Source organism: Prosthecobacter fluviatilis (assembly GCF_055388355.1).
This window is the reverse complement of record NZ_AP043782.1, coordinates 1,700,151-1,726,913: the sequence shown is the minus strand read 5'-3', so window position 1 is coordinate 1,726,913 and position 26,763 is coordinate 1,700,151. Positions and strand designations below refer to the sequence as shown.

18 protein-coding genes are annotated in these 26,763 nt (G+C 62.2%); 6 read left to right on the top strand and 12 right to left on the bottom strand.

Annotated elements, in window-relative coordinates; translation table 11 throughout:
* Positions 1-156: 156 nt before the first annotated feature.
* A complete protein-coding gene (locus tag ACZ5WW_RS06670) occupies positions 157-4,845 on the top strand; it encodes a DUF7133 domain-containing protein (protein WP_377170789.1) in 4,689 nt (1,562 codons plus the stop codon).
* A gap of 149 nt (positions 4,846-4,994) precedes the next feature.
* Here the strand turns inward: ACZ5WW_RS06670 and ACZ5WW_RS06665 are convergent, their stop codons facing one another.
* From ACZ5WW_RS06665 to ACZ5WW_RS06640, 6 genes are all read right to left on the bottom strand, one after another.
* A complete protein-coding gene (locus ACZ5WW_RS06665; RefSeq protein ID WP_377170791.1) occupies positions 4,995-5,771 on the bottom strand; it encodes a transporter substrate-binding domain-containing protein in 777 nt (258 codons plus the stop codon).
* 7 nt (positions 5,772-5,778) lie between these two features.
* Positions 5,779-7,731, bottom strand: a complete 1,953-nt coding sequence (locus tag ACZ5WW_RS06660; protein ID WP_377170793.1) for an NAD(+) synthase — start codon at positions 7,729-7,731, stop codon at positions 5,779-5,781.
* A gap of 215 nt (positions 7,732-7,946) precedes the next feature.
* Positions 7,947-8,363 carry a thiol-disulfide oxidoreductase DCC family protein gene (locus tag ACZ5WW_RS06655; protein WP_377170795.1) on the bottom strand — a complete coding sequence of 139 codons (417 nt, stop codon included), beginning with the start codon at positions 8,361-8,363 and terminating at the stop codon, positions 7,947-7,949.
* Positions 8,364-8,365: 2 nt separating this feature from the next.
* Entirely contained in the window at positions 8,366-9,016 is a 651-nt protein-coding gene (locus ACZ5WW_RS06650) for a DUF1361 domain-containing protein (RefSeq protein ID WP_377170797.1), read from the bottom strand.
* A gap of 103 nt (positions 9,017-9,119) precedes the next feature.
* On the bottom strand, positions 9,120-10,193 hold the full coding sequence (gene rlmN, locus ACZ5WW_RS06645) for a dual-specificity RNA methyltransferase RlmN (protein WP_377170799.1): 1,074 nt from the start codon (positions 10,191-10,193) through the stop codon (positions 9,120-9,122).
* The gene (locus tag ACZ5WW_RS06640) at positions 10,193-10,810 is read right to left on the bottom strand and encodes an MBL fold metallo-hydrolase (RefSeq protein ID WP_377170801.1); all 618 of its coding nucleotides are present in this window, start codon (positions 10,808-10,810) and stop codon (positions 10,193-10,195) included. The genes rlmN and ACZ5WW_RS06640 overlap by 1 nt, the downstream gene beginning before the upstream one ends.
* Positions 10,811-10,916: 106 nt before the next feature.
* Between ACZ5WW_RS06640 and ACZ5WW_RS06635 the strand changes: the two genes are divergently transcribed.
* From ACZ5WW_RS06635 to ACZ5WW_RS06625, 3 genes are all read left to right on the top strand, one after another.
* Entirely contained in the window at positions 10,917-13,292 is a 2,376-nt protein-coding gene (locus ACZ5WW_RS06635) for a carboxy terminal-processing peptidase (RefSeq protein WP_377170803.1), read from the top strand.
* Between the two features lie 20 nt (positions 13,293-13,312).
* Positions 13,313-13,789, top strand: a complete 477-nt coding sequence (locus ACZ5WW_RS06630) for a MogA/MoaB family molybdenum cofactor biosynthesis protein (protein WP_377170805.1) — start codon at positions 13,313-13,315, stop codon at positions 13,787-13,789.
* Between the two features lie 565 nt (positions 13,790-14,354).
* Positions 14,355-15,734 carry a Gfo/Idh/MocA family protein gene (locus ACZ5WW_RS06625; protein WP_377170807.1) on the top strand — a complete coding sequence of 460 codons (1,380 nt, stop codon included), beginning with the start codon at positions 14,355-14,357 and terminating at the stop codon, positions 15,732-15,734.
* 423 nt (positions 15,735-16,157) lie between these two features.
* Here the strand turns inward: ACZ5WW_RS06625 and ACZ5WW_RS06620 are convergent, their stop codons facing one another.
* Genes ACZ5WW_RS06620 through ACZ5WW_RS06600 form a run of 5 tightly spaced genes read right to left on the bottom strand, consistent with a single transcriptional unit; the run spans position 16,158 to position 23,948 of the window.
* Positions 16,158-17,564: a DUF1501 domain-containing protein gene (locus ACZ5WW_RS06620; RefSeq protein ID WP_377170809.1), complete on the bottom strand. Its 1,407-nt coding sequence runs from the start codon at positions 17,562-17,564 to the stop codon at positions 16,158-16,160.
* Positions 17,564-18,982 (bottom strand): DUF1501 domain-containing protein, encoded by a 1,419-nt coding sequence (locus tag ACZ5WW_RS06615; RefSeq protein ID WP_377170811.1) that lies wholly within the window; start codon positions 18,980-18,982, stop codon positions 17,564-17,566. The genes ACZ5WW_RS06620 and ACZ5WW_RS06615 overlap by 1 nt, the downstream gene beginning before the upstream one ends.
* Positions 18,983-19,018: 36 nt before the next feature.
* Positions 19,019-19,405, bottom strand: coding sequence for a four helix bundle protein (locus tag ACZ5WW_RS06610; RefSeq protein WP_377170813.1), 387 nt, complete (start codon positions 19,403-19,405; stop codon positions 19,019-19,021).
* Between the two features lie 53 nt (positions 19,406-19,458).
* Complete coding sequence (locus ACZ5WW_RS06605; protein ID WP_377170815.1) at positions 19,459-23,166, bottom strand: DUF1553 domain-containing protein; 3,708 nt, start codon at positions 23,164-23,166, stop codon at positions 19,459-19,461.
* Positions 23,163-23,948 (bottom strand): IclR family transcriptional regulator, encoded by a 786-nt coding sequence (locus tag ACZ5WW_RS06600; RefSeq protein ID WP_377170817.1) that lies wholly within the window; start codon positions 23,946-23,948, stop codon positions 23,163-23,165. The genes ACZ5WW_RS06605 and ACZ5WW_RS06600 overlap by 4 nt, the downstream gene beginning before the upstream one ends.
* 187 nt (positions 23,949-24,135) lie before the next feature.
* On the opposite strand from ACZ5WW_RS06600, the gene queF reads away from it, so the two are divergent.
* Positions 24,136-24,567, top strand: coding sequence for a preQ(1) synthase (gene queF / locus ACZ5WW_RS06595; protein ID WP_377170819.1), 432 nt, complete (start codon positions 24,136-24,138; stop codon positions 24,565-24,567).
* Positions 24,564-25,226, top strand: coding sequence for a 7-cyano-7-deazaguanine synthase QueC (gene queC / locus ACZ5WW_RS06590; RefSeq protein ID WP_377170821.1), 663 nt, complete (start codon positions 24,564-24,566; stop codon positions 25,224-25,226). The genes queF and queC overlap by 4 nt, the downstream gene beginning before the upstream one ends.
* Here the strand turns inward: queC and ACZ5WW_RS06585 are convergent.
* Positions 25,208-26,683: a sigma-54-dependent transcriptional regulator gene (locus tag ACZ5WW_RS06585; protein ID WP_377170823.1), complete on the bottom strand. Its 1,476-nt coding sequence runs from the start codon at positions 26,681-26,683 to the stop codon at positions 25,208-25,210. The genes queC and ACZ5WW_RS06585 overlap by 19 nt on opposite strands.
* Between the last annotated feature and the right edge of the window lie 80 nt (positions 26,684-26,763).

The window sequence follows — 26,763 nt, the reverse complement described above, 5'->3', positions numbered from 1 at the left end:
GCCATTGGACTATGGCGCGCAGCAAGTAGCCCAGTTGCGCCGCAACGGGTCCGGGGAAAAACCCCCAGTTGCGGCGCAACTGGTCAACTTTGTTTCCAATACTTTTCTGATGGAAACCCCGCCTTTTGTGCGGCTATTGCTTTCCCTCTCTTCTCCATGCGTCCCCTAGCTCTCCTGCTCCTCCTCTCGACGGCCATTCTTGGCCATGCTGAAACCAAGCCTCTCAAGGCCCTGCTCGTGGCCGGTGGCTGCTGCCATGACTATGCGAAGCAGCATGTGATCCTGAGCCAGGGCATCCAGGCGCGGGCGAATGTGCAGGTGGATGTGGTGTGGACAGATGACAAATCGGTGACGCCGCCGCTGCCGCTGTATGACAATCCGGACTGGGCCAAGGGCTACGACATAATCATCCACGACGAATGCGCCGCCGGCGTGAAGGACATGGCGCTGGTGAAGCGCATCCTGGATGTGCACCAGACCATCCCCGCCGTGCATCTGCACTGCGCCATGCACAGCTTTCGCACCGGCACGGACGTGTGGTTCAAGCACCTCGGCATCCAGTCCGCCTCGCACGGCCCGCAGGAGCCCATCGCCATCACCTTTGTGGACAAGGAGCACCCGATCACCAAGCCGCTGGCGGACTGGACCACGATCAAAGAGGAGCTCTACAACAACGTGAACATCTTCGACGGCCACCCGCTCGCCATGGGCAAGCAGGTCGTCAAAGGCAAGGACGTGGACTACGTGGTGGCCTGGACGAATGAAAAAGTGGGCGCACGCAGCTTCAGCACCACCATCGGCCACAACAACGACACCGTGGCGGATGCACGCTACCTGGACCTCGTGACCCGTGGCCTGCTCTGGGCCATGGACAAGCTGACGCCGGATTACCTCACGCCGTTCAAGGGACAGAACAAGATCACCTTTGTGCCTGCCAAGCCCGTGGAAGCTCCCAAGCCGCCCGTGCTGCCGAAAGACGGCCTGCCGGTGAAAGCCAGCGCCAGCAGCGAAGAATCCGGCAAGGGCAACTACGCATGGAAAGCCGTGGATGGCGATGAGAGCACCCGCTGGTGCGCCAGCAACGCCAGCTACCCGCAGTGGCTCCAGCTTGAGCTCGAAAAGCCGCAGACGCTCACCGGCATCCAGACCGTGTGGGAAAACGGCGGTGTGTATCAGTTCAAAGTCGAAGGCAGCACCGATGGCAAGGCCTGGACCACGCTGGTGGATGGCAGCAGCAACACGAAGAACGCGCCTTACTCCAACGAGTTCGCCAAGGTGGAAGGCATCCGCTTTGTGAAGATCCACGCGCTGGGCAAGACCAGCGGCGGCTGGGCCAGCATCCGCGAGGTGCGCCTGCAGGGCCCTGGCATCAAGGCCGTGGCACCGAAGCTCAGCGAGGCGCAGAAGAAGGAATACGACAAGGCCAGCGATCCGCTGAAGGACGCAGGCAACGTGGCCCCCAAGATCGTGAAACTCACGCCCGAGCAGGAGGCCGCCATCTTGAAGGATGTGAAGGTGGCCGAGGGCTTCGAGGTCTCGCTGTTTGCACCGCCGCAGTCGGCGAACTATCCCGTCTTCATCGCCGCCGCACCCGACGGCACGCTCTATGTCAGCAGCGATGGCAACGGCTCCCTCGGCCGCAATGCGCACCGTGGCCGCATCCTGCGCCTCAAGGATCTGGATGGCGATGGCCGCGCCGATGAGGTGAAGGAATTCGTCAAAGACGTGGACGCTCCACGCGGCCTCGTCTGGGACAAGGACCGTCTCTACCTCGTGCATCCGCCGCACCTAAGCGCCTACATCGACAAAGACGGCGACGGCGTGGCCGATGAGGAGAAGGTGCTCGTCAAAAACATCGCCTTTGGTTACAAAGACCGCCCCGCCGACCACACCACCAACGGCCTCAGCCTCGGCATCGACGGCTGGCTCTACATCGCAGGGGGCGACTTCGGTTTCATGGACGCCGAAGGCACGGATGGCAGGCACCTGCAGCATCGCGGTGGCGGCGTCATCCGCGTGCGCCCTGACGGCACCGGTTTGGAAATCTACAGCACCGGCACGCGCAACATCCTCGAAGTCGCCATCAGCCCCACCATGGACATCTTCGCCCGCGACAACACCAACGACGGCGGCGGCTGGAACGTGCGCTTCCACCACTTCACCGGCCTCGACGACCACGGCTACCCACGCCTTTACAAGAACTTCAACGACGAGTGCATCCAGCCCCTCGCCGAATACGGTGGCGGCAGCGGCTGCGGTGCCGTTTACATCGACGAACCCGGCTTCGGCAAATGGAACAACGCCCCCTTCACCTGCGATTGGGGCACCGGCGCCCTCTGGCACCATCAGGTGAAACCCAAAGGCGCGACCTTTGAAGAAACCCGCCCGCCCGAACCCTTCATTAAAATGACCCGCCCCACCGACGCCGACGTGGACGGCAACAGCCGCGTCTACTGCGCCAGTTGGAAAGGCGCCACCTTCAACTGGGAAGGCCCAGACGTGGGCTACATCGTGCAGGTGCGCCCGAAAGGATTTAAGCCTGAGCCGCTGCCGGATTTCGCGAAGGCGAGTGATGCGGAGCTGGTGAAGCAGTTGGAGTCGCCCAGCAACCGGCGGAGGATGGATGCGCAGAGGGAATTGATGAGAAGAAACCTTGCTGAATCATTGCCCAATAAAGTGATCCAGAAAGTTGCCGCAGATGTTTTCAATGACTCTAGCAAATCCATCACAGCACGGATCGCTGCCTTGGGTGCTGCTCGAAGCGAGGGAGATGATGTGGGGCGCGTGGCTCCCCCTGTGGCCTTGAATGCAGGAAGTGAATTAGCGCCTTGGATGGCTCAACGAATGTATCCCACTCCCGTGTTTCCCGCGGGGACCAAATTTGAGCAATGGGTTCGAGTCAGGTATGGAATGCGCGAAGATCTGTCTAAATACAAACCCCTCGAACAGTGGACCATCTCCAAAATTGAGCAGCGCTTTTTGGAATCGTGCATCAAGAGCAAAAACCCAAGATCCCAGGTCGCGGCACTTAGAACAGCTTCAACACTGACACTTTTAGAGCCAATCACAGACTCTCTTTGGAATGCTGTTATTGACGCAATGCTCAGTAGCGATCCTGTTGTCGCTCACACGGCGGCAAACGCGGCAGCCGATCTATTGAATGAGCTGTCAAAGTTTCGAGAGCTTGGCCAGCGATTGACCAAAGAGAGCTTGGATGAACCTCAGAGTGAACCAAGCGAGGGTTTCGTTAAGCTGATGTCTCAAATCAAAACCAATGATGAATTCTCTTTGAGCACCGAGCATGAACAGTTTCGCAAGAACGCGGTTAACAACCGAAATGCCTTCACTGCCAAAACGCAGAAGACTTACGAGCTGGCAGTTCAGAGAGCATTTGAATCACTGGAGAGTCGCTCTCAAATGCTGATTGCTTTGAGGAAAGTGCACACCCCCGAAGTCGTCACCGGCCTCATCGAACGCCTCGCCAAAGCCACCGATCCCGCACTTCGCCAAGGCATCCTCTCTGCTCTCTGCCGCCTGCATTTCCATGAAGGCGAATGGAAGGGCGATTCCTGGGGCACGCGCCCGGACACTCGTGGGCCGTATTACCAGCCGGAGGCATGGAGCGAGACGCCGAAGATCGCGGCGGCGCTGAAAGACGCGCTGGCGAAGGCTTCGCCGGAAGAGGCAGCGTTTTTGGTGAAGGAGATGAACCGCAATCGCATCCAGTCGAACGATGCCCTCGAGCGCATCCTCGTCCTCGCCAAGCAGGATGCGAAGGTGATCCCGGATGCCGTTGCGCAACTCGCCACGGCGGAGACGATTCCTGCGGATGGCATTCCGCTGCTGATTGCTGCGGCGAACAGCAAGGAACTCGATCCGCAGAGCGCGGCAACGACTCTGGCCAATACGCTGACAGCCATCGCCAAGACTGATAGCGCGGAGGCCTGGACGGCGGCGCTGAATGCTTTGGTGGCGCTCGATGCGCAGCAGGGTGCAGGCAAGGAGCAGGAGGCGGGCAGGACGGCCTTCCTCACGGCACCGAAGCTGGAGAACGTGCATCAGGCCTTTGAGGCCGAAGCCGCCAAGGCCGGCACTCCCACCAGCGCGTGGGCGGATGCCGCGCTGCTGAGCCTGGCCGCACGCAAGACCGGCAGCCCCGAAGCGCGTGAGATGTCGCAGAAGTCTCTGGATGCCGGATGGGCCGATGCGAAGCGCCGTTTGCAGATCATCAATGCCGCCGTGAAGACCAAGAGCCATGCGGTGGACGAAAAAATCCTGGCCGCCGTTTCCGCCGCCGACGCCCCCACAGCCAAGGCCGCGCAGAATGCCGTGAAGAGCCTCAAGCTGGTGGCCAAGGGCGAGGACAAGTCGCCGAAGGTCGGCGCGCTGAAGCCCGAGGACGCCATTGCCGCAGTGCTCAAGATGAAGGGCGACGTGGCCATCGGCGAGCAGGTCTTTACCAAGGCCACCTGCGTAGCCTGCCACACCACCAAGGAATCCGAAGCGCAGAAGGGGCCGTATCTTGGCAACATCGCGCAGACCTACAAGCGCCCTGAGCTGGCCCAAAACATCCTCGATCCGAACAAGACCATCGCGCAGGGCTTTGCCAGCGAGGTGATCACCCTGAATGACGGCACGCAGCAGATGGGCTTCATCACGCTGGAGTCCGCCGACAATGTGAAACTGCGCAATGTGGCCTCCCAGGAGTTCACCTTTGCTGTGAAGGACATCAAGAGCCGCCAGCGCCTGCCCATCTCCATCATGCCACCCGGTTTGATGACGAACTTCAGCGTGCATGAGTTCGCCAGCCTGCTCGACTACCTGGAGTCGCTGGCGAAGAAGTAAAACGAGCTTCCCAGTTCGTTGGTCGGGGGCGGAGGATCAGGGCTGAACGAATCTGGAGATTGGTGCTCCAGATTCCCGGGGGGCGGTGTCTCCGTCAACGCCCCGCCTTGAGTGGGCTGCCCCAGGCTGTAGCCCGGGCGTGCGCCGTATCACTTCAGCTCAAAGACAAACGGCAGGCCCTGCGCGTTCATCATGGCTTTTTCCGTCCGCATGAAGCGCTCGGCCAGCCGGGTGAAGCTGCCGTCGCTCTGCATGCGGGAGACGACTTCGTTGACCTTGGCTTTGAGCTCTTCATTACCCTGCTTCAGGCCAACGGCCCAGACTTCCTCGCGCAGCGGGGCGAGAAGAGCGCGAGTCTTGTCAGAGTATTTCTTCTGATAGTTCATGATGGAGAGCTGATCGTAGATCCATGCGTCGACACTCGCGTTCACCACCTCCAGCACGCAGGAGACATCGGCGTCCAGGGCGATGATCTTGGCCTCCTTGAGATTTTCACGCGCCCAGCTTTCTCCTGTGGTTCCCAGGCGGACGACGATCTTGCGGCCCGGAGTCTTCAGGTCGGCGGCGCTTTGTACCGTGGAGTTTTTGGAGGCGAGAATCGCGAGGCCCGTTTTCACGTAGGGCTCGGAAAAGTCGATGGATTTGCGCCGCTCCGGCGTGGCGGTCATGGACGAAAGCACGAGGTCGACGGAGCCGGTGCGCAGCGCGGTGATGAGGCCGTCGAAGTTGATGTTGCGGAACTCCACCTCCTTGCCCAGGGCCTTGCCGATCTCCCGCCCCACCTCGATGTCCACTCCGCTGATCTGGCCTTGGGCATCCACGAACTCAAAGGGCGGGTAGGTGGCGTCGGTGCCGATGATGAGCTTGTCGCTGCGGGAGCAGGCGCAGAGCGTGAGGAGCAGGGAAAGGGCAAGATGGCGAAGCATGGGGCAGTCAGGAGTTTAAATCACCGGCGTAATCGCTGGGCATGCGCCAGTCGCCGCGCGGGGAGAGGGCCACGGAGCCGACCTTGGGGCCGTCCGGCACGCTGGAGCGCTTGAACTGGTTTTGGGCAAAGCGTTTGAAGAAAACCGCGAGCCACTTGGAGATTGTGGCGTCGTCGTATTTGCCGGGGAAGGCCTGCGCGGCCAGCCAGCGGATTTTTTCGGCGCTGCTGCCGTGACGCACAAAGTGAAAGAGGAAGAAGTCATGCAGCTCATACGGACCGACGGTGTCCTCGGTCTTCTGCTGCAGGGATTCATCGGCCGCCAGGGGCAGCAGTTCGGGGGAGATGGGCGTGTCGGCGATGTCCTGCAGGATGGCGCCCGCCTTCTCTGCAAAGGGGCCTGCCGCACACCACTCGATGAGGTAGCGCACCAGCGTCTTCGGCACACCGGAGTTCACGTGGTACATGGACATGTGGTCGCCATTGAAGGTGCACCAGCCCAGCGCCGCCTCGGAGAGATCTCCGGTGCCGACGACGATGCCGCCGGTCTTGTTGGCCAGGTCCATGAGGATCTGCGTGCGCTCGCGGGCTTGTGAGTTTTCGTAGGTCGCGTCGTGCTGGGTCTCCGAATGGCCGATGTCTGCGAAGTGCTGACGCACGGCGTCATTGATGGAAATGGTGCGCATCTCGACATTGAGCGCCTCGGCGAGCTTTTCGGCATTGCCCTTGGTGCGTGTGGAGGTGCCGAAGCCGGGCATGGTCACCGTCAGGGCCGCGCTCAGGGGCATGCCGGCGCGCTTGAGGGCCTCCAGCATGACAAGCAGGGCAAGGGTGGAGTCAAGCCCGCCCGAGAGGCCAAGCACGGCGGTCTTGGCGCGTGCCTGCTTCAGGCGGCGTGCGAGGCCGGTGGCCTGAATGGCGAAGATCTCCTCGCACACGGCTGCGCGATCGACTTTGGCGGAGGGTACAAAGGGATGCGCTGTGACGGGGCGCCGCAGCGTGTCTGCCTCGCCCATAGCGGCGCCCAGGCTGAAGGTCACGCGCCGGCAGCCGCTGCTGACGGCAGCGTCACGGAAGGCGGAACTTTTCAGCCGGTCATGCGCCAGGTGCTGGAGATCGACGTCGGTGACGATGGCGCGAGTTTCAAAGGCAAAGCGTTCGGTTTCGCCGAGGATGACGCCGTTTTCCGCCACGATGCCATGGCCGGAATAGACCACGTCGGTGGTGGACTCACCGGCACCTGCGCCGGCATAGACGTAGGCGGCCAGGCAGCGCGCCGCCTGCTGTGCCACGAGATGGCGGCGGTAAGGGGCCTTTCCCAGCACCTCGGTGCTGGCGGAGGGATTGGCCAGCAGCGTGGCACCGGCCAGCGCGAGGTGGCTGGAGGGCGGGATGACCGTCCACAGATCCTCGCAGATCTCCACGCCGAGCACGAAGCCGGGCACATCGAGCACCTCAAACAGCAGATCTGCACCGATGGCGACGTCCACGTCATTCAGGCGCAGAGTCGCGACATCCAGCGTGTGGGCGGGCGAGAACCAGCGGCGCTCGTAGAACTCGGCGGAGTTGGGCAGGAAGGTCTTGGGCACCATGCCGAGCAGGCGGCCCTTGGCCACCACGGCGGCCATGTTGTACAGGCGGTCGCGCACGCGCAGGGGCAGGCCGACGACGAGCACGCAGGGCAGGTCCTGGGTCTGCTGCACCAGCTCATGCAGCCCTCTCACCGCCGCGTCCAGCAGCGCGCTGGTATGAAACAGATCCGCGCAGGAGTAGCCGGTGAGGCTGAGCTCCGGGAAAACGGCCAGGCGGCAGCCGCGCTGTGCCACCGCGCGCGCCTCACGCGCCAGGATGGCCACGTTCTTTGCCACGTCTCCCAGCACCAGCTCTGGAGACACGGCTGCGACACGCACAAAGCCGAGTCGTTCGCGCGTGGAGGTCGGGGTGGGGGCGGGCTGTGGCATCGGGGAAAGTAGCACGTGGGGTTTGGGGTGCGCGAGGAGTAAGTACGATGGGCGCTCTTGTCTGTCGGTGACCATCGCTTCGCTGAAATCCACCAGTTGCAAGCTGTCCTGCCGTGCAGCCCCAGAAGGCTAACGCTTGCGTCGATAGATTTTAATTGGGTGCAGGCTTGGGGGATTGCGAGAGCGCTGACCGACAGGCATGAGTGCCTATCGTACTATTCCAGCATCCGCGCTTTCAGCTCCGGCGTGGGCATCATGCAGGACTCGTCTTTGCCAAACCAGCGGTAGCGATTGCGGGAGATGAAGCCGTAAGCGGCGTCGCGCAGGGCTCTTGGCAGGAGTTTGAAAATGAGTGCGAGTTTCCACGGGCCGCCGAGCGTGCGGGCGATCTCGAGAGCGGCGTCGCTGGCCTTGAAGGCGCCGCGGGGAGTGATGAAAAGCATGGTGTCGGGCGCGGCGGGATCGAGGCCATGCTGCGCATAGAGCTGGCTGCCCAGCGGGCTCTGGATGGGGGCGAATTTGATTTTCGCCTGAAGATCACGCTTCACGATGAAGCGCACGCTGGCATCGCAGAGATGGCAGATGCCATCAAAGAGAAGCAGGTGGTCGCGGCTGGGATCGTAGTGGGGCAAGGCTAGTCGAGCTTACGATTGTCCTGAGCGGTTGGCACGGACGAAAACCAGAAGAGGTAGGCGAAGATGAGCAGGGTGCCGAAGCCAAGCGTGAAGCTCCAGGTGCGTGTGTGGGCCATGGGATGAAGAATGTAGGTGGCGATGCGGCTGAGCAGGGAGGCGGGCCGGTGCAGGAGGTCCCAGCTGTTCCAGCGGTCAAAGCGGCCGAGGTAAATGCCAAAGCCGCTCAGGCCCAGGGCGCCAATGCTCACACACCAGGCGGTGGCATGGGAATACTGCCGCGCAAACCAGTGCTGCACGATGTGCAGAGACTGAAAGCCGAGCCCGAGCGAGACGAGGGCAAAGGAAAGCAGCATGAGGAGATCGAGCCACTTGGGGACGCCGCCGGGGTGCTCGCTCAGGTGCATGAGGTCCGTGAGGACGTAGGGCGCGTTTGGGAAAAAGAGCAGCCACGCGGCCAGCAGCGGCAGTGCCAGGATGGGGCGCCTGACCCGGCGCAGACCCAGGCTGAGGCCCAGCGGGATGGCGGCCAGAAAGAGATTCCACAGCATGAAGGCGTAGTAGTGATGCCCGGCCATCTGCATGCGCAGATTCAGCACGATGCAGCACCACAGACAGGCGAGGAGATACAGCAGAAAGACGCGGGGAGACATGGCGGCGTCATGATACGCCGATGAGGAAGGCAACGGCAAGCGGCGCCGGATTTGTGAAGACGAATTCACGCAGCCTTCATGCGGAGTTCATCGGGCGACGGCCTCAGGCGGTGGTCTTGCGCCGCTCCCGCTTCGCCGCCTTGAGCTGGCCGCAGCCCGCCGCCACGTCGATGCCACGCCTTTGCCGGATGGTGCAGGGAAATCCGGCGTCTTGCAGGATGCGGTGAAAGGCGTCTGCGGCGCTGTCGCTGCTCTCGGTGCCGGTGTAGCCGTCGGTGCGGTTCAGCGGGATGAGATTGATGTGTGCATCCAGTCCCTGCAGCAGCTCCGCGATGCGGCGCGCGTGCTCCGGGGTGTCGTTGACGCCCTCGATCAAGGTCCAGGCAAAGAAGATGCGGCGGCCGGTCTGAGCATTGTAGCTGCGGCAGGCGGCCATGAGCTCGGTGAGCGGCCAGCGCTGGTTGGCGGGGATGAGCTTGGCTCTCTCCTCCTCCGTGGCGGCATGCAGGCTGACGGCCAGGTTGTAGGGCCGGTTTTCCGCCGCCATGCGCAGGATGCCTGGGACGACGCCCACGGTGGAGACGCTGATCTTGCTGGGGCCGATGTTGAGCCCGCGCGTGTCGCAGATGATGTCCAGGGCGGTCATCACGGAGTCGTAGTTGTGCAGGGGCTCGCCCATGCCCATGAAGACAAGGTTGCGCAGGCCTTTTTCCCCCTTGGCGCGCACGCTGCGCTGCGCATGCAGCACCTGGGCCACGATCTCCCCGGGGCGGAGGTGGCGCACAAAACCCATCTGGCCGGTGGCGCAAAAGACGCAGCCCATGGCGCAGCCGGCCTGGGTGCTGATGCACGCCGTGTGGCGGCCGGTGTAGCCCATGATGACGGTCTCGATCTCCTGCGCGTCCGCCATGCGGAGCAGGAATTTGTGCGTCAGGCCGTCGCTGCTGGGGGTGTCCAGAGAGACCGGCGGCGCATCGAGCATCCATGAGCCGTCTCCCAGCACCTGGGTCAGCCATCTGCGCAGCGGCGGGGGGAGATCTTCACGGGCCAGGGGATCCTGCATGGCGCGGAAGTGCAGGGTGTTCCAGAGCGTGCCCGCATGCGCCGGACGCAGACCCGCGGCCACGATGTGCTCGCGGAGCTGGTCAAAGGTCAGGTCATGGAAAGACTGCGGCATCAGGTGAGGTAGGGGTTTTCGCGCTTCTCGCGGCCGATGGTGGTGTCATCGCCATGGCCGGGGAAGACGCGGGTGGCATCTGGCAGGACGAAGAGCTTCTTGATGATGCCGCTGAGCAGCAGCGATCCGGATCCATTGGGAAAATCGGTGCGTCCGACGCTGTCCAGAAAGAGCACGTCTCCGCCAAAGAGCAGGTTTTGTGCAGGCAGGTGAAAACACATGCTGTCAGGGGAGTGGCCGGGCACGTGATACAGCTTCCATGTTTCGCCGAGGACTTCGATCTGGCTCTGGCCTTCGATCACTTCATCCACCTCAAATGGGGGGACGGAGAAGGGACTGCCTGTCACCGCGCCGTAGAGGATCTCCAGTGTCAGCTCGCGGGAATACGGGGCAAAGGAGTAAACCCGGCAGCCGTGCTCGGCCCTGATGGCGGCGGCATCCAGCACGTGGTCGAAGTGCTGGTGGGTGAGGAAGAGGGCATCGACTTTGATTTTTTGCTGCTTAAGCCATGAGCCTATGCCATCTGGGGCGTCCACCAGCAGAGTGCCGCCGGGCAGGGTGAGGACGTGGCCGTTGGTTGCGGCGATGCCGCCGGTGTAGGTGGAGATTTCAGGCATGGGATGGCGAAAGACGGGAAAGAGTTGGACATTTCAACCCAGAAAAGGCAAAATCTGAACGCAAAACGCACCGCGAGGTTCGTTATAGATTTGGACGACCCCCACCATGACTCGCTACCTACTCACCCCCGTCGCGGCTGCGGCAACCGCCCTCGCGCTTCTAATTCCTGCAGCGAAAGCGGAGACTAACTTTGGCCAGGTGGCCATGCATGTGGCCTACATGCTGCAAAACCACCATTACTCGAAGCAGGACTTCGACGACAAGGTGTCCGGGGTGATGCTGCACAACTACCTCAACATGCTGGACTTCAAGCACATCTTCTTCACCGAGCAGGATGTGGCCAGCTTCAAGGACAAGTATGAGACCACCCTCGACGACCATGTGCTGATGCGGAACATCAGCCCGGCCATCGAGATCTATGACATCTACAAGGAGCGCGTGAAGGAGCGCGTGGACTTCCTCAAGAAGGCTCTGGAGAGCAACAAATTCACCTTTGACTCCAAGCGCACCATCGAGATCAAGCGTGACAAGGCTCCGTGGCCGAAGGACAAGGCGGAGCAGGACAAGCTCTGGCTCGACATCATCGAAGACAACCTGCTCGCGGAGCGCATCGCCGACGAGACGCGCGAGCGCGATGAAAAGAAAAAGGCGGAAAAGGCCGCCGCCAAGAAGGCCGACACCGCCGCCGAGGTGAAGCCCGAGGCTGCGCCTGAAGCCGGCAAAGTCCCCGCACCGCAGAAGCCTGCTGCAGAAGCCCCCAAGATCGCTGCCAAGAAGGAGAAGGATGAAAAAGACCTGACTCCCAAGGAGCGCGTGCTCAAGGACTACACACGTCTGCTCGAAAGCATCGACGAAAACGACACCAAGGACGTGGTGAACTTCTTCCTCTCCAGCCTGGCCACCGCCTACGACCCGCACACCGAGTACATGAGCACGGACGAGAGCGACAACTTCAAGATCCACATGCAGCACAAGCTGGTGGGCATTGGTGCGCTGCTCGGTCAGAAGGACGACGGCGCTGAGATCCAGGGCATCGTGGTGGGTGGTCCGGCAGACAAACAGGGCCAGCTCAAGCTCAACGACCGCATCATCGCCGTGGCCCAGGGAGATGACGAATTTGTGGACGTGAAGTACCTCAAGCTGCAGAAGATCGTGGACATGATCCGCGGCGAAAAGAACACCACCGTGCGCATCAAGATTGTCCCTGCGGACGATCCCTCCGGCACCCGCATCATCGCCATTGTGCGTGATGAAGTGCCGCTCAAGGAGAAGCTCGCCAATGCCGAGCTCCTCGTCACGCCTCCGGATCTGGGCAAGACACTCAAGGTGGGCTGGATCAACCTGTCCAACTTCTATGCCGACATGGAAAACAACACCGTCAGCACCAGCGTGGACGTGGAGCGCCTGCTGCGCCGGCTGATGAAGGAAAAGATCGACGGCCTCGTGCTGGACCTGCGTGACAACGGCGGCGGCTCCCTGGATGAAGCCATCAAGCTCACCGGCCTCTTCATTCCTGCCGGCCCGGTGGTGCAGGCGAAGGACTGGCGCGGCAGCATCACCTGGCGCGACTGCGAAAACGAAAAGCCCGTGTATGACGGCCCGATGATCGTCCTTATCAACAAGGCCAGCGCCTCGGCCTCTGAAATTCTGGCCGCTGCGTTGCAGGACTACCGCCGTGCGCTCATCGTGGGTGACAAGGCCTCCTTTGGCAAAGGTACGGTGCAGACCATCCTGCCAGTGGAGCGCTACATGCCCTTCTTCAGCGACAAAAAGGGTGCCGGTGACCTCAAGGTGACGATCCAGAAGTTCTACCGCATCGCAGGTGGTTCCACCCAGCTCAAAGGGGTGGAGTCTGACGTCCCGCTGCCGTCGATCCGCGACGTGCTGGACATCGGCGAATCCTCCGCAGAAAATGCGCTGCCCTATGACACCATTCCTCCGCGCAAGTACCCCCTCTTCCGCAAGGATGCGTTCCCGGTCGAGGAGATCAACGCACGTGTGAAGAGCCGCATCGCTGCCAATCCTGAATTTCAGAACGTGGTCGAAGAGTCCCGGCGCCTGAAGGAAAAGATCGACCGCAACACCGTCTCCCTGAACCTGCAGGATCGTGAGAAGGAGCGCCTCGACACCGAAGCGCGCCGTGACAAGCAGACGGAAGAGCGCGCCAAGCGCGTCAAGGAAGTGGCGGAGCGCATCAAGGAGAACGGCTTCAAGACCTACCACCTCACGCTGGACAATGTGGACAAGCCCGACCTGGTGCCTGAGTCCGCCTTCAGCAAGGAGATGAACTCCGGCATGCGCACGGCCTCCAAGGATGACGACAGCGGCAGCGACGAGTCCAAATTCCCCTACGGCGTGGAGCCTGTGAAACTGGAAACCATCCACATCCTGCGCGACCTGCTGGAGCTTGACCACAAGCCCACCACCGCCGCCAAGACTGAGGACAAGGCTGCAGCTGCTGCCAAGCCCCAGGCTCAGTAACCGCCCTCTTTCCATCGAGAATGCAGGTTGGCATCATCACCGTGTCTGATCGCGCCAGCGAGGGCGTGTACGAGGATCTGGGCGGTCCGGCGCTGAAAAAAGCGGCGGAAGGTTATGGCTGGACGGTCGCCGCAGAGGCGATCGTCCCCGATGATCTTCAGCGCATTCAGGGAGCTGTCCGCTCCTTTTCCGCCCAAGGCTGCGCGCTCATCCTCACCACCGGCGGCACGGGCATCGCCGAGCGGGATGTCACCCCCGAGGCTATCCGTGGCATCATGCGGGTGGAGATTCCCGGCTTTGGCGAGCTCATGCGCATGAAGTCGCTCGAACTGACGCCGAATGCCATCCTCTCCCGCAGCCTTGCAGCGGTGGTGGAGCGCAGTCTGGTCATCGCCCTGCCGGGCAAACCTCAGGGTGCCGTGGACTGCCTCGGCTTTGTGCTCGGGGCCATCCCGCACACGGTCAAGCTGGCCCAGCGGGTGCCGACAAGCTGCTAAGTTGGTATTTGCAAGCGCGTGCGCATTGCGTTTTGCCGTACGCCGGTCCTCCGGCGCTTTTGAACGTTGTATGGCCTGCGAAAAGCTCCAGAGGACTGGGGCACTCCAGGACGCTCTCGCGATTGATACCACGATGCGATGAAAACGGGTCTGAAGGTGGAGGCACGAGCCGACGGAGGGGGATCATCTTGATCCCCCCCACCTGCAGCGTGTTCGTGGATGTTCGAGGGCGCAGGGCGATGCGGGAGCGTGTGGGATCGGGACGATCCCACTCCGCCGGAGGCTTCGCCGCAGCGACGGAGGGGGATCATCTTGATCCCCCCACCTGCAGCGTGTTCGTGGATGTTCGAGGGCGCAGGGCGATGCGGGAGCGTGTGGGATCGGGACGATCCCACTCCTCCGGTGCGCTGGCTGGCCGCATGGAATGCTGGCTTTCACCCCTGAGACCCGTTTTCAGCTGTGCGTGGTATGAGCAGGCTGCTTCATTCACCGAGCCTGCATTTTGCGGCTCGACTTGTCCTCGGACTCTCGTTTTAATCCTCCAGTAATCAGCCCCACCACCGCCATGAAACGCATCCCTGTTTCCTCCCGCCGCCAGTTCCTTGCCAAGTCCGCCGCCGCCATCGGCTTTCCCACCATCATCCCGGCCAGCGTGCTGGGGCAGAACGCCCCCTCCAGCAAGATCACCATGGCCGTCTTTGGCTGGGGCATGATGGGGCCGAGCAACACCGCTAAATTTCTCCAGGAGCAGGACTGCCAGATCGTGGCTGCGTGCGACATCGACAAACGCAATCTGCAGAAGGCGCTCGACACCATCAACGGCGCGTACAAGAACCAGGACTGCAAGCCCTACCACGACTACCGCGAGGTGATGGCGCGCAAGGACATCGACACGGTGATGCTGGCGCTGCCGGACAACTGGCACGCCCTCACCGCCATCGAAGCCGCAAAAAACGGCAAGGACATCTACGGCGAGAAGCCCCTGGCGCGCACGATCGCCGAGCAGCAGGCCATTGTGAAGGCAGTGCAGAAGCACGGCCGCATCTGGCAGACGGGCTCCTGGCAGCGCAGCGAGGACAACTTCCGCATCGGTGCGGAGATCGTGCGCAACGGCCTCATCGGAAAGCTCAAGGAAGTGCACGTGGGCCTGCCTGCCGGACACAATGACTTTGCCAAGACGGGGGACAAGCGCAGCGTGACACCGCCGCCTGCTGAGCTGGACTACGAGATGTGGATCGGGCCTGCGACGATGCAGGACTATATCGAGTGCCGTGTGCACAAAAACTGGCGCTGGGACTACAACATCGGCGGCGGCCAGCTTCTCGACTGGATCGGCCACCACTGCGACATCGCCCACTGGGGCATGGGCATGGACAGCAGCGGTCCGGAAGAGGTGAACCCCATCCAGGTGGACATGCCGCCGCGCACGGACATCTGGAACACCGCCACCAAATACCGCGCCGAGGCCAAGTATGCCGGCGGCATCACCATGACCATTGCAGGAGGCCATGACGACATCAAGATGGGCACCAAGTGGATCGGCACGGACGGCTGGGTGTATGTGAACCGCGGCGGCGCGTATGACTGCTCCAACCCGGCCTTCAGGCAGACGGTCAAGAAGCGCAAGGACGACAAGGACCCGAAGAGCGAGATCATCGAAGTGGCCAAGGCACCGAAGCTGGGAGACGACGTCATCAAGACCCGCCTCTACGAAACCAAGGGTCATCACCGCAACTTCCTCGACTGTGTGAAGAGCCGCCAGCCCACCGTGACCCCCGTGGAAACCGCGCACCACAGCGCGACCCCGGGCCACCTGGCGCTCATCTCTTTCCTCGTGAACCGCTCCATCAAGTGGGACCCCGCGAAAGAGGAGATCCTCGGCGATGCCGATGCCGCCAAGCTGCTGGGCCGCGAGTATCGCGGTCCGTGGAAGCTGGAGGTGTAGGACGTGTCTGCCCGTAGGTTGGGTGTGTTTGGCGCGCTGCATTTTGCAGCATCCATAGGTTGCTTCGCCAAACCGCCCGACTGCGAGGGTGCTCTTGCTCCATGGCGGTTGCGGTACGCTGAAGGACGGGCGGGCTGTCGCCACACCCATCCTGCCTCTTATACCCTGATGCGTTGAAAACGGGTCTGAAGGTGGAGGCACGATCCGACGGAGGGGGATCATCTTGATCCCCCTACCTGCAGCATATTCGCGGATGTGCGATGGCGCTGGATGATGAGGGAGGCTCGGCTTTGTGGCGGCACGAGAATGCAGGGCGATGCGGGCGCGTGAGGGATCGGGACGATCCCTCTCCTCCAGAGCGCTGGCTGGCCGCATGGGATGCTGGCTTCCACCCATGAGACCCGTTTTCAGCTGTGCGTGGTATTACGCGATCACATCGCGCAGCACGTTGCCGTGCACATCCGTGAGGCGCAGATCTCTTCCGCTGAAACGGTAGGTGAGCTGCTCGTGGTCGATGCCCATGAGGTGCAGCACCGTGGCCCACATGTCATAGACGGTGCAGGCGTTTTCGATCGCGTGGTAGCCGAAGTCGTCCGTGGCGCCGTAGATGTGGCCGGGCTTGATGCCGCCCCCGGCCATCCAGATGGTGAAGCCGTAGGGATTGTGATCGCGGCCGTCGGTGCCCTGCGCAAAGGGCGTGCGGCCAAACTCGCCGGCCCAGATGACGAGCGTGCTGTCCAGCAGGCCGCGTGATTTGAGATCTTTGACGAGGGCAGCGATGGGCTGGTCCACCTGATAGGCCATGTTGGCGTGGCCTTTTTTGATCTGGCCGTGCTGATCCCAGGGATTCGCTGCCTGAGTGCCGCTGCCGAGTTTTTGGGGCAGGCAGCTCAGCTCCACAAAGCGCACACCGCGCTCCACCAGACGCCGCGCCAGCAGGCACTGGCGCGCGTAGGCGGTGCGCGTGTCATCAGGGCCGCCCATGCCGTAGAGTTTTTTCGTCGCCTCGGTCTCTCCGGAGATGTCGCAGAGCTCGGGCACGGCGGACTGCATGCGCCAGGCCATTTCGTAGTTCGCGATGGCGGCGTCCACATGCACATCATGCTGAGCTGCGCTGGCAAAACGGTGGTCCATCGTGCTGATGAAATCGAGCTGGCGGCGCTGCCTTTCGCGTGGCTGTGCAGAGCGGATGTTTTTCACGGCTTCCTCGGCATCGGCCTTGATGATGCTGGCCTGATGCTGCGCGGGCAGGAAGCCGTTGCTGAAGACACCCACACCGCCGTGCGGCACCGTGGCGTCGCCGCTTTGCAGCACGATGTAGCCGGGAAGGTCACGCGACTCCGTGCCAAGACCATAGCTGGCCCAGGCACCAGCGCTCGGATAACCGAGAAAGGGGAAGCCGGAGTGCATGAAGAAATTTCCCTGCGCGTGCTCGCTGAACTTGGCCGTCATGCTGCGGATGACGCAGATCTCATCCGCCAGCGTGGCCATGTGCGGGAAGAGCTCGCTCACCGGCATGCCGCTCTGGCCGTGGCGATGAAAAGCCCAGTGTGCGGGCTGGACGGTGCCGTTGTTGTTGAACTGCGTCTTCTTCACCTCCACCGGCATGGGCTGCCCGGCGTATTTTTCCAGCAGCGGCTTGGGATCAAAGGAGTCCAGGTGGGAAACACCGCCGCTCATGTAGCAGAAGATCACGCTGCGGGCCTTCGGGGCAAAGCGTTTGGCGCGATGCACGGGAGACTCTGCCTGCATCAATCCCGCAAGCGCCGCCATGCCAAAGCCGGTTGAGGCATTGGCGAGCATCTGGCGGCGTGAGAGGAGGGAATTCATCAGGCGATGATGTCTTTGAGCACGTTGCCATGCACATCCGTCAGGCGCAGATCGCGACCGCTGAAGCGGTAGGTGAGCTGCTCGTGGTCGATGCCCATGAGGTGCAGCACGGTGGCCCACATGTCATAGACGGTGGAGATGTTTTCGACGGCGTTGTAACCGAAGTCATCGGTGGCACCGTGCACGTGGCCGCCTTTGACGCCACCACCGGCCATCCAGACGGTGAAGCCGTAGGGATTGTGGTCGCGGCCATTGGTGCCCTGGGCAAAGGGCGTGCGGCCAAACTCACCGGCCCAGACGAGAAGCGTGCTGTCCAGCAGCCCGCGCGAGCGCAGGTCTTTGATAAGCGCGGCGATGGGCTGGTCGATCTGGTTCGCCATCTTGCCGTGGCCTTCCTTGATCGCGCCGTGGTGGTCCCATGGGTTGGCACCGTTGCCACCGCCCACGTTGTAGGCCAGCGTGCTCAGTTCGATGAAGCGCACGCCGCGCTCCACCAGCCTGCGTGCCAGCAGGCACTGGCGGGCGTAGGCTGCTTTTTTGGGCTCGGGGTCGTCGAGACCGTAAAGCTTCCTGGTGGCTTCGGTTTCGCCGGAGATGTCGCAAAGATCCGGCACGGCGGACTGCATGCGCCAGGCCATCTCGTAGTTGGAGATGGCGGCCTCCACATGCCTGTCATGCTGCGTGGTGCTGACGAAGCGGCGGTCCATCGCGCCGATGAAATCGAGCTGCTTGCGCTGCATGTCCTGCGACTGGCGTGGGCGGATGTTGACGACGGCTTCGGCTTCATCTGCCTTCACAATGCTGGCCTGATGCTGCGCAGGCAGGAAGCCGTTGCTGAACAAACCCACGCCGCCATGCGGAGTGGAGGCACCACCGCTCTGCAGCACGATGTAGCCGGGAAGATCGCGCGACTCGGTGCCGAGCCCGTAGCTTGTCCATGCTCCTGCGCTGGGATAGCCGAGGAAGGGGAAGCCGGTGTGCATGAAGAAATTTCCCTGCGCATGCTCGCTGAATTTGGCCGTCATGCCACGGAGCTGGCAGAGCTCGTCCACCACACCGCCGATCTGCGGAAAGAGATCGCTGACCTCCAGGCCGGACTGTCCGTAGCGTTTGAAATCCCAGTGCGAGGGCTGCACCGTGCCGTTGTTGTTGAACTGTGTCTTCTTCACCGCGCCGGGCATCGGCTGGCCCGCATACTTTTGAAGCAGCGGCTTGTGATCGAAGGAGTCCACATGCGAGACACCGCCGCTCATGTAGAGGAAGATGACACTGCGTGCTTTGGGCGCGAAGCGTTTGGCGCGATTGACCAAAGGCGTGTTTGCCTTGGCTTCCTCTTGCATGAGACCTGCAAGCGCGGCCATGCCGAAGCCGGTGGAGGCGCGGGAGAGGAGCTGGCGGCGGGAAAGGGGGGAGTTCATTGTTCTCTGTTCTCTGTTCTCGGTTCTCGATTGAGTTCAGTTGGTGGCCGTGCGGCGTTCGAGGTGTTTCGAGAGATAGTTTATGAATGCACCGATCTTGTTGCGAGTGAGTGCTGTTTGGTTGTAGATCGTCTCGAATTGATCTTGTGAGCAGTAGCTTTGATCCAGACAGCGGTAGAGCTGGCTTTGCAGTTCGGAGCAGGAGCGCTTTGAATATTGAAGAAAGCGGATGAATTCTCGATTGGTTCCGCCATCGAACCCCTCGGCGATGTTGTCCATAATGGAGCCGGAGGATCTGACCATTTGATCCTTGAGCGAGAAATCCCTGCCAAGCGGGCTGTTCTTTGCCAACTCATAAACAGAACGACAAAGTTCGCGTGCAAGCTGCCAGCCTTCAATGTCTTCAAAACGTTCGATTTTCATGTGAAGCTTTAATGATTGGACAACTGAGAACCGCGAACAGAGGACTATTAAGCTTATTGAAGATAGATGAACTCTTTGAGGTTGATGAGTGACTGCGCGAGGCTGCTCCAGCTTTGGACGGCGGCATCATCGCCAGAGGTTGAGGTGCGGAGGGATTCGAGTTGTTTTGACTGCTCGTCGCGCTGGGTTTGGAGCTGGGCGAGCTGTTTGCGCTGTGCGTCGGTGAGAGCGGCGAGGATGTCGGCCTCGGTGATGGAGCTGGATTCGATGCGGGCGGTTTGTGAGATCTCTTCGGGAGTCAATGCGCGGTCATAAAGGCGGGCGCGGAAGATGCGGCCGGTCAGGCCTTTGTTGCCGGCAGGGGCACCGTGGCGGCAGCCGAGGAGGATCTGGGAGGCATCGGCGGCGAAGGTGGCAGCGGGGGCTTTGCGGTAGGTGCGGCCGTAGGGCTTGCCATCGCGGTAGCCGGAGATGGTGCCATCGGGCTGATACACCACGGCCACGTGCACGGGGCGGGTGGTGGCCTCGGTTTCGGCGCTGCCTTCAAAGAGCTCGCTGCGGTCAAAGAAGTTGCTGCCAGCCACCCAGTGCTGCGGGGTTTTCTCGGCAAAGACGATGGAGTCAAACTGGCCGCCGTCCTTGTGCTGCACGGTGACTACACCGCCTCCGCGCTGCGTGAGATTGTCCAGCATGACCCAGGCTTCGAGGGTTTTGGTGGTGAGCGTCTTCGGCAGGGAGCCGGATTTGGCCATGGACTTGCCATCCAGGATGAGAGCGCCGTTTTCCACACGGGCGTTGCCGACGAGTTCGAGGTTCATGCGGCCTTCGGTGTCGCGGGCGTCTTTGTCAAAGGTCCACTCGGCCAGCGGGGCAGGGGTGTTGAGCGGCACGGCGGGCAGCTTGCGCTCGGCCTGCAGTCGAGTGCGTGCGGGCTCCAGCAGGGCGGAGATTTGCTGCGTGACTGCCGCGAGCTTTTGTTCCTTGGAGTTCAGCTCCTGCACGAGTTCGTTGTTTTCCTGCTGCAAGATGCCGAGGTAGGCCAGGCTTTGTTTGATCTCATCGGGCGTGGCTTCGCGCGCGAAGGCCTCGCGGAACATCTGCTGCACACGGGCTTTGTCGTCGAGCTTGCTGGAGCGCAGCGCCCATTCGCGTGACCAGCGGATGACGTTGTTGTCATTGAGCAGGGTGAGGGACTGTGCGGGGACGTTGGTGGTGTCGCGCTTGCCACGGGTGGCAAAGGGGACGGGGGAGTCGAAGGTGGTGAGGAAGGGATCGAGTGAATTGCGGATGACCTTGACGTAGATGCTGCGGCGTGTGTTGCCGCTGCCGATGGGTTCACCATAGAGCCCGGGGTCCAGCTTGCCGGTGAGGGTGAGGATGGAGTCGCGGATGGCCTCGGCCTCCAGGCGGTGGATGGTCCAGTGGCTGAGCAGCTTGTTCTCGGGGTCCTTCTGCATCGCGATCTCCGAGGCCTGGGCGCTGCGCTGGAAGGCCCGCGAGCTGACGATGAGCTTGAGCATGGCCTTGATGTCGCCGCCGCTGTCGATGAAGCGCTGGGCGAGGAAGTCGAGAAGCTCGGGATGCGTGGGCTGGTCACCGAGCTTGCCGAAGTTGTCCACGGTGGCGACGATGCCGCGGCCAAAGACATGGTGCCAGAGACGGTTCACCATGACGCGTGCGGTGAGCGGGTTGTTCCGCATGTCCGCCATGCGTTCGGCCAGTTGCAGGCGACCGCTGCCGGGGGTGTTGAAGGGCTTGGGATCGAGCGCATCCAAGAAGCGGCGGGGAACGATTTCCGATGGCTGCTTGTGGTCGCCACGGACAAAGAGCGGCGCGTCTTTGGCATCGGCCTCGATGACGCCGGGCACACGTGTGGGCATGGGCAGGCGGGCTTCGATCTCGCGGTAGCGTGCCACCAGCTTGGCGGCCTCGGGAAGATCGGCGAGTTTGTTGGGAAGCCTGCCGGTCTGCACAAGGCGGTTGAGCACTTCGGCCTGTGTGTCTGTCAGCGTGTCTTTCTGCCAGGACTGAATGAGATCGCTCGCGGCGAACTGGGCGCGTGCTTCGACAGATGGAGGTGTTTTGTCCTGGGTGATGAACACGTCGGTGAGGCCAAACCACGAGCGGGCATCCTTGTTGAACTCAGCGGGCAGGTCGGCGGCGGTGGTGATCTGGATGAAGATTTCATCGCCCTTCCAGAATTCGAGATCGAGGGAGCGCCAGCCGAGCTTTTCATCCTTGGCATCGCTGAGGACGACTGCCTTGTGGATGGTGCCGGTGCGTGGGTAGTTTTGCACCACATACTTGGCCTTCACGCCGCCATTGCCTGCCACGCGGAACCACAGCGTGCCGCCTTCGCATTTGAAGCGGTTGGAGAAAAGCACGGCGCGCTCCTTGGTGCTGAGCAGGTCGCTGAAATAGCCGCCAGGGTGGATCTGCGACACTGCGTTTCCGCCTTCGAGTGCGATGGAAAATTCTCCTGCCTTGGTGAGGCTGACGCCATTGGCAAACCACTGCAGTTTGCCCAGGCCGGGGTGCGTGGATTCGGTGTTCTCATTGGCGGTGATTTTGGCGGCTGACTTGAGCCAGTGCGCAGCCACGGCGTCTTTGATCTGCGTCTTGAGCTTTGCCAGTTCCTCGTGCTCGGCCTTGCCCGTGCCGGGGGCGTTCACATCAATGACAGCGGGGTGGGTGCTGGTGAAGATGCCGTAGAGGGAGTAGAAATCGGTCTGCGAGATGGCGTCAAACTTGTGATTGTGGCAGCGGGCGCAGCTCACCGTGAGGGACTGGAAGGCCTTGGTGACGGTGTCGATCTGGTTGTCGGTGAAGGTGACCATTTCATCCAGCGAATCGACGGGGGAGAAGCCATGCAGCACCATGCGGAGCTGGGCGATGCCGATGGCGCTTTCGTTGATGCCGTTCTTGATGCGGGGCTTGGCGAGGAGATCGCCAGCGATGGCTTCCTTGACGAGCTGCGGATAGGGCACGTTGTCATTGAAGGCACGGATGAGGTAGTCGCGGTACTGGTGGGCGTAGGGGATGGCGGGGTCGCCCTCGGAGCCGTAGGTCTCAGCGTAGCGCACCCAGTCCATGAAGTGGCGGGCCCACTTCTCGCCAAAGTGCGGGGAGGCCAGCAGGTCGTCGATGCTTTGCCCGCCTGAGGGCGGCAGACCGGTGAGCACGTAGCTCAGGCGGCGGCGCAGTGTTTGTGCATCGGCAGGTGCTGCGGCGGGGATGCCTTGCTTGGCCAGCTCTGCGTCGATGTAGTCATCGATGGTTTTGTTCGCAGGCTGCTTGGAGACGGGCTGGAAGGACCACCACTGCTTGCGGCGGTCGAGGATGCTCTTCCAGTCGGTTTCCTTGGCGATCTCGGCTTTGGAGGGAGCGGTGTCGCGCGGGTCGGCGGCACCGTCGCGGATCCATTGCTCAAAGTCGGCGATGACCTTGTCATCGAGCTTGGCTCCGGCCTTGGGCATCTTGATGTCGTCGTGCTCGTGCTTGATGGTTTGCAGCAGCAGCGACTCGGCGGGGTTGCCCGGTTTGATGACATCGCCGGATTCGCCGCCCGACTGCCAGCCGGGGCGGGAGTCGAGCACAAGGCCGCCTTTCTTCTTGGTGGCCGTGCTGTGGCATTCGTAGCACTCCTGCGCGAGGATGGGGCGGATCTTGGACTCGAAGAATTCGATCTGCGCAGGCGTGGGCGCGGCGTGCAGGCTGCCACTGAAAAGCGCGGCGGCGGAGATGAGGAAATGCTTGTTCATGCCAGGAGCCTCTGGGTGATGTTTGCGGCGGCCTCGATGCAAAGTCTGCCGGCTTTTTCAAACTGGTCGCGCTTCAGTCGGAAGGAAGGTGACATGACGGTGATGGCGGCGACGGGGTAGCGATACTCATCCAGGATGGCCGCAGCCACGCAATGGATGCCCTCCAGCCCTTCGGCGATGTCGGTGGAGTAGCCACGTTTGCGTGTTTTGGTGAGGTCTGCTTCCAGAAGCTCACGTGTGGCCAGGGTGGTGGGTGTGTACTGCTTGAGCTGCACGGCGGCAAAGAACTGGTCCAGTTCCGCAGGCGGCAGATGCGCCAGAACCGCTTTGCCCGGGGCGCAGGAGTACATGGGCACCTGCAGGCCGACGGTGCTGCTGACCTTGATGGGCTGGGAGGAGATGCACTGCTCCAGCACGGTCATCTTGTGATTCACGCTGGCGAGGATCTGCGTGGTCTCGCCGGTTTCATCACGGAGCCATTTGAGGGATTCCAGAGCGCAGACGACGAGGCTCTTTTCGCGCACCTGCGGGCGGGAGAGGTCGAAGAGCTTGTTGGTGAGGACGAAGCGCTTGTCATCCTCCCTGCGCTGGAGGTAGCCGCGATTGTGCAGCGTGCCGGTGATGCGGAAGACGGAGTTGACCGGCAGGTCGAGCTCCCGTGCAATCTCGGTGAGGCTGAGCCCGGCGCGGTGGCGGCCGAGGAGTTCGAGGATGGCAAGCGTGCGCTCCGTGCCGGGCGCGAGCGTGTCGTCAGTGAGGGGGATGGCGGCTTCTTTGAGCATTCTGGATTTAGAAACGTTTCCACATTTGGAAAAATATCAACCGAATGTCGTTGGGCCCGGTTGGGCTGCCCGGCACGGCCCCAGCCAAGGAGGGACTGAGGCCGGCACCCTGCGAAAAGCTGTGCATTTTTTGCATTTCGATCCTGCCCGTTGCATTCAAGGCGTGGTCGGGCATTCTGGAGGGAACATGTCTTCCTCCTCTGATCTCACCCTGCTCGGACGCTCTGAAAACCGCCTGCCCGCCTCGCCGGACGTGGCGGTGCTGGAGACCTTTCCGAACCGCACACCGGGCCGCAACTACCGCATCCACCTCAGCGCGCCTGAATTCAGCTCCATCTGCCCGGTGACCGGGCAGCCGGACTCCGCGCATCTGGAGATCTATTACATCCCGGATGAGAAGTGCGTGGAGACAAAGTCGCTCAAGTTCTACCTGGCCTCCTACCGCAACCACGCCTCCTTCAATGAGGCGATCGTGAACCGCGTGCTGGACGACATCGTGAAAGCCTGCGCTCCCAAGCAGGTGGTGGTGCGTGGGAAATTCGGCGCACGCGGGGGCATCCAGCTCACCTGCGAGGCCCGCTTTCCCGATGTGGAGGAAACCCTGCGCCTGCCGGAATGAAAACGCTCGTGCTGCTCTCCGGCGGGATGGATTCCGTGACGGCTCTTTACTGGGCGCGGCATGAGGATGAGATCGTGGGCGCGGTGAGCTTTGACTACGGCGCCAAGCACAACCACCGGGAGATTCCGCTGGCGGCGTGGCATTGCGCCCACCTCGGGGTGAAGCATGACATCATCGACCTGGGGTTCATGAACCAGCACTTTGCCTCCGATCTTCTCAAATCCGGCGGCACCATCCCCGAGGGGCACTACGCGGATGAAAACATGAAGAAGACCGTGGTGCCGTTTCGCAACGGCATCATGCTCTCCATCGCCTGTGGTCTGGCAGAGAGCTGCGGCGCGGATGCGCTCGTCATCGCCGCGCATGCGGGAGATCACATGATTTATCCCGACTGCCGCGAGCCCTTCATGCAGGCCATGGCCTCCGCCATGCGGGAAGGGACCTATGCGCACGTGGAGCTGATGCGCCCTTTCATCCATCTGGACAAAGCAGGCATCGCCAAGACAGGCGCGGAGCTGGGAGTGGACTACGGAAAGACGTGGTCCTGCTACAAAGGCGGCGACCTGCACTGCGGCAAATGCGGCACCTGCGTGGAGCGCATCGAGGCCTTTGTGCTGGCCGGCATCCATGATCCGACGGTTTACGAAACGGAAGCCTGAGGATCTGCCGGCGGGGCTGTGACCCGCCTGCGGTGGGTGCGCACCATGTTCAGCTCCTTGAGCTTGCGCTGCAGGGTGCGGCGGCTCATGCCCAGCATCTCGGCGGCGACGGTGCGGTTGTTGCCGCTGCGCTGGAGGGCGGTGAGGATGAGCTGGTGCTCGGCCTCGGTGATGTCCAGATCACTCTTGGGTTTGAGGGCGGGGTCGGCACCGACGGGTGCGGTGGTAGCTTCCTTGGCTGCGATCAATGAGGGCGCGCGCAGGCCGAAGCCCAGGCTGTGCGGATTGAGCAGGTAGGAGGGCAGGTGCTTGAGCATGACGCGGTTGCTGTTGCTCATGACCACGCCGTGCTCGATGGCGGCGCGCAGCTCGCGGATGTTGCCGGGCCAGTCGTAGTTCATCATGGCGGGCAGGGCGTCCTCGCCGAGCGGCTTGTAGGTCTTGCCGTTGGCCTTGGCCAGCTCCTTGAGGAAGTGGTCCGCCAGCACGGGGATGTCACTTTTGCGGGCACGCAGCGGCGGGAGCTGGATGGTGACCACGCGCAGGCGCCAGTAGAGATCCTCACGGAATTTGCCCTCCTCCACCATCTTGGCGAGGTTGCGATTGGTGGCGGCGATGACGCGGACGTTGATCTGGATGGGCTTGCTGCTGCCCACGCGCTCGATGGTCTGCTCCCCGAGGGCGCGGAGGAGCTTGACCTGCGTGCTGGAGTCGATCTCGCCGATCTCATCCAGGAAGAGCGTACCGCCGTTGGCCTGCTCAAAGCGGCCGATGCGGCGCTCCTGCGCGCCGGTGAAGGCGCCTTTCTCATGCCCGAAGAGCTCGCTTTCGAGGATCTGCGGCGAGAGTGCGGCGCAGTGCACGGCCACGATGTTGGCCTTGGGCCTGCCGCTGAGATTGTGAATGGCGCGGGCGACGAGCTCCTTGCCGGTGCCGCTTTCGCCCTCGATCAAAACGGTGGCGCGGGAAGGGGCCACCTGCTGGATGGTGTCGAGGATGGGCTTCATCACCTCGGCCTGGCCGAGGATGCCCTCGATGGAAAACTTGCGCTCCACCTGCTGCTTCAGCGCCACGTTTTCGTGCTCCAGCGAGCGGCTGCGGAGGGCGCGTTTGATGAGCAACTCTACCTCGTCGAGGTTCAGCGGCTTGGTGACAAAGTGGTAGGCCCCCCGGCGCATGGCCTCCACGGCGGTGTCCACGCTGCCGTAGGCGGTCATCATGATGCACACGGGCGGCTTGGGCAGGGCCAGGGCGGCCTCCAGCAGCTTCATGCCGTCGTCCTCGCCCAGGCGCAGGTCGGTGAGCATGACGTCGATGTGGTCATTCTGCAGGTACTCCATGGCCTCGGCAGCGTTGGAGGCCACGTAGCAGTCAAAATCATCCTCAAGCGAGAGGCGCAGGCCGTCGCGGGTATGCTTTTCGTCATCGACGATCAGGACTGTGGCTTGGTCGTGCATGAGTGAAAGAATGGCACAAAAAAGGGGGAATGACGAATGTCGAATGCAGAATGAGGAATTCTGTGCCAGCAGCTTCGCGG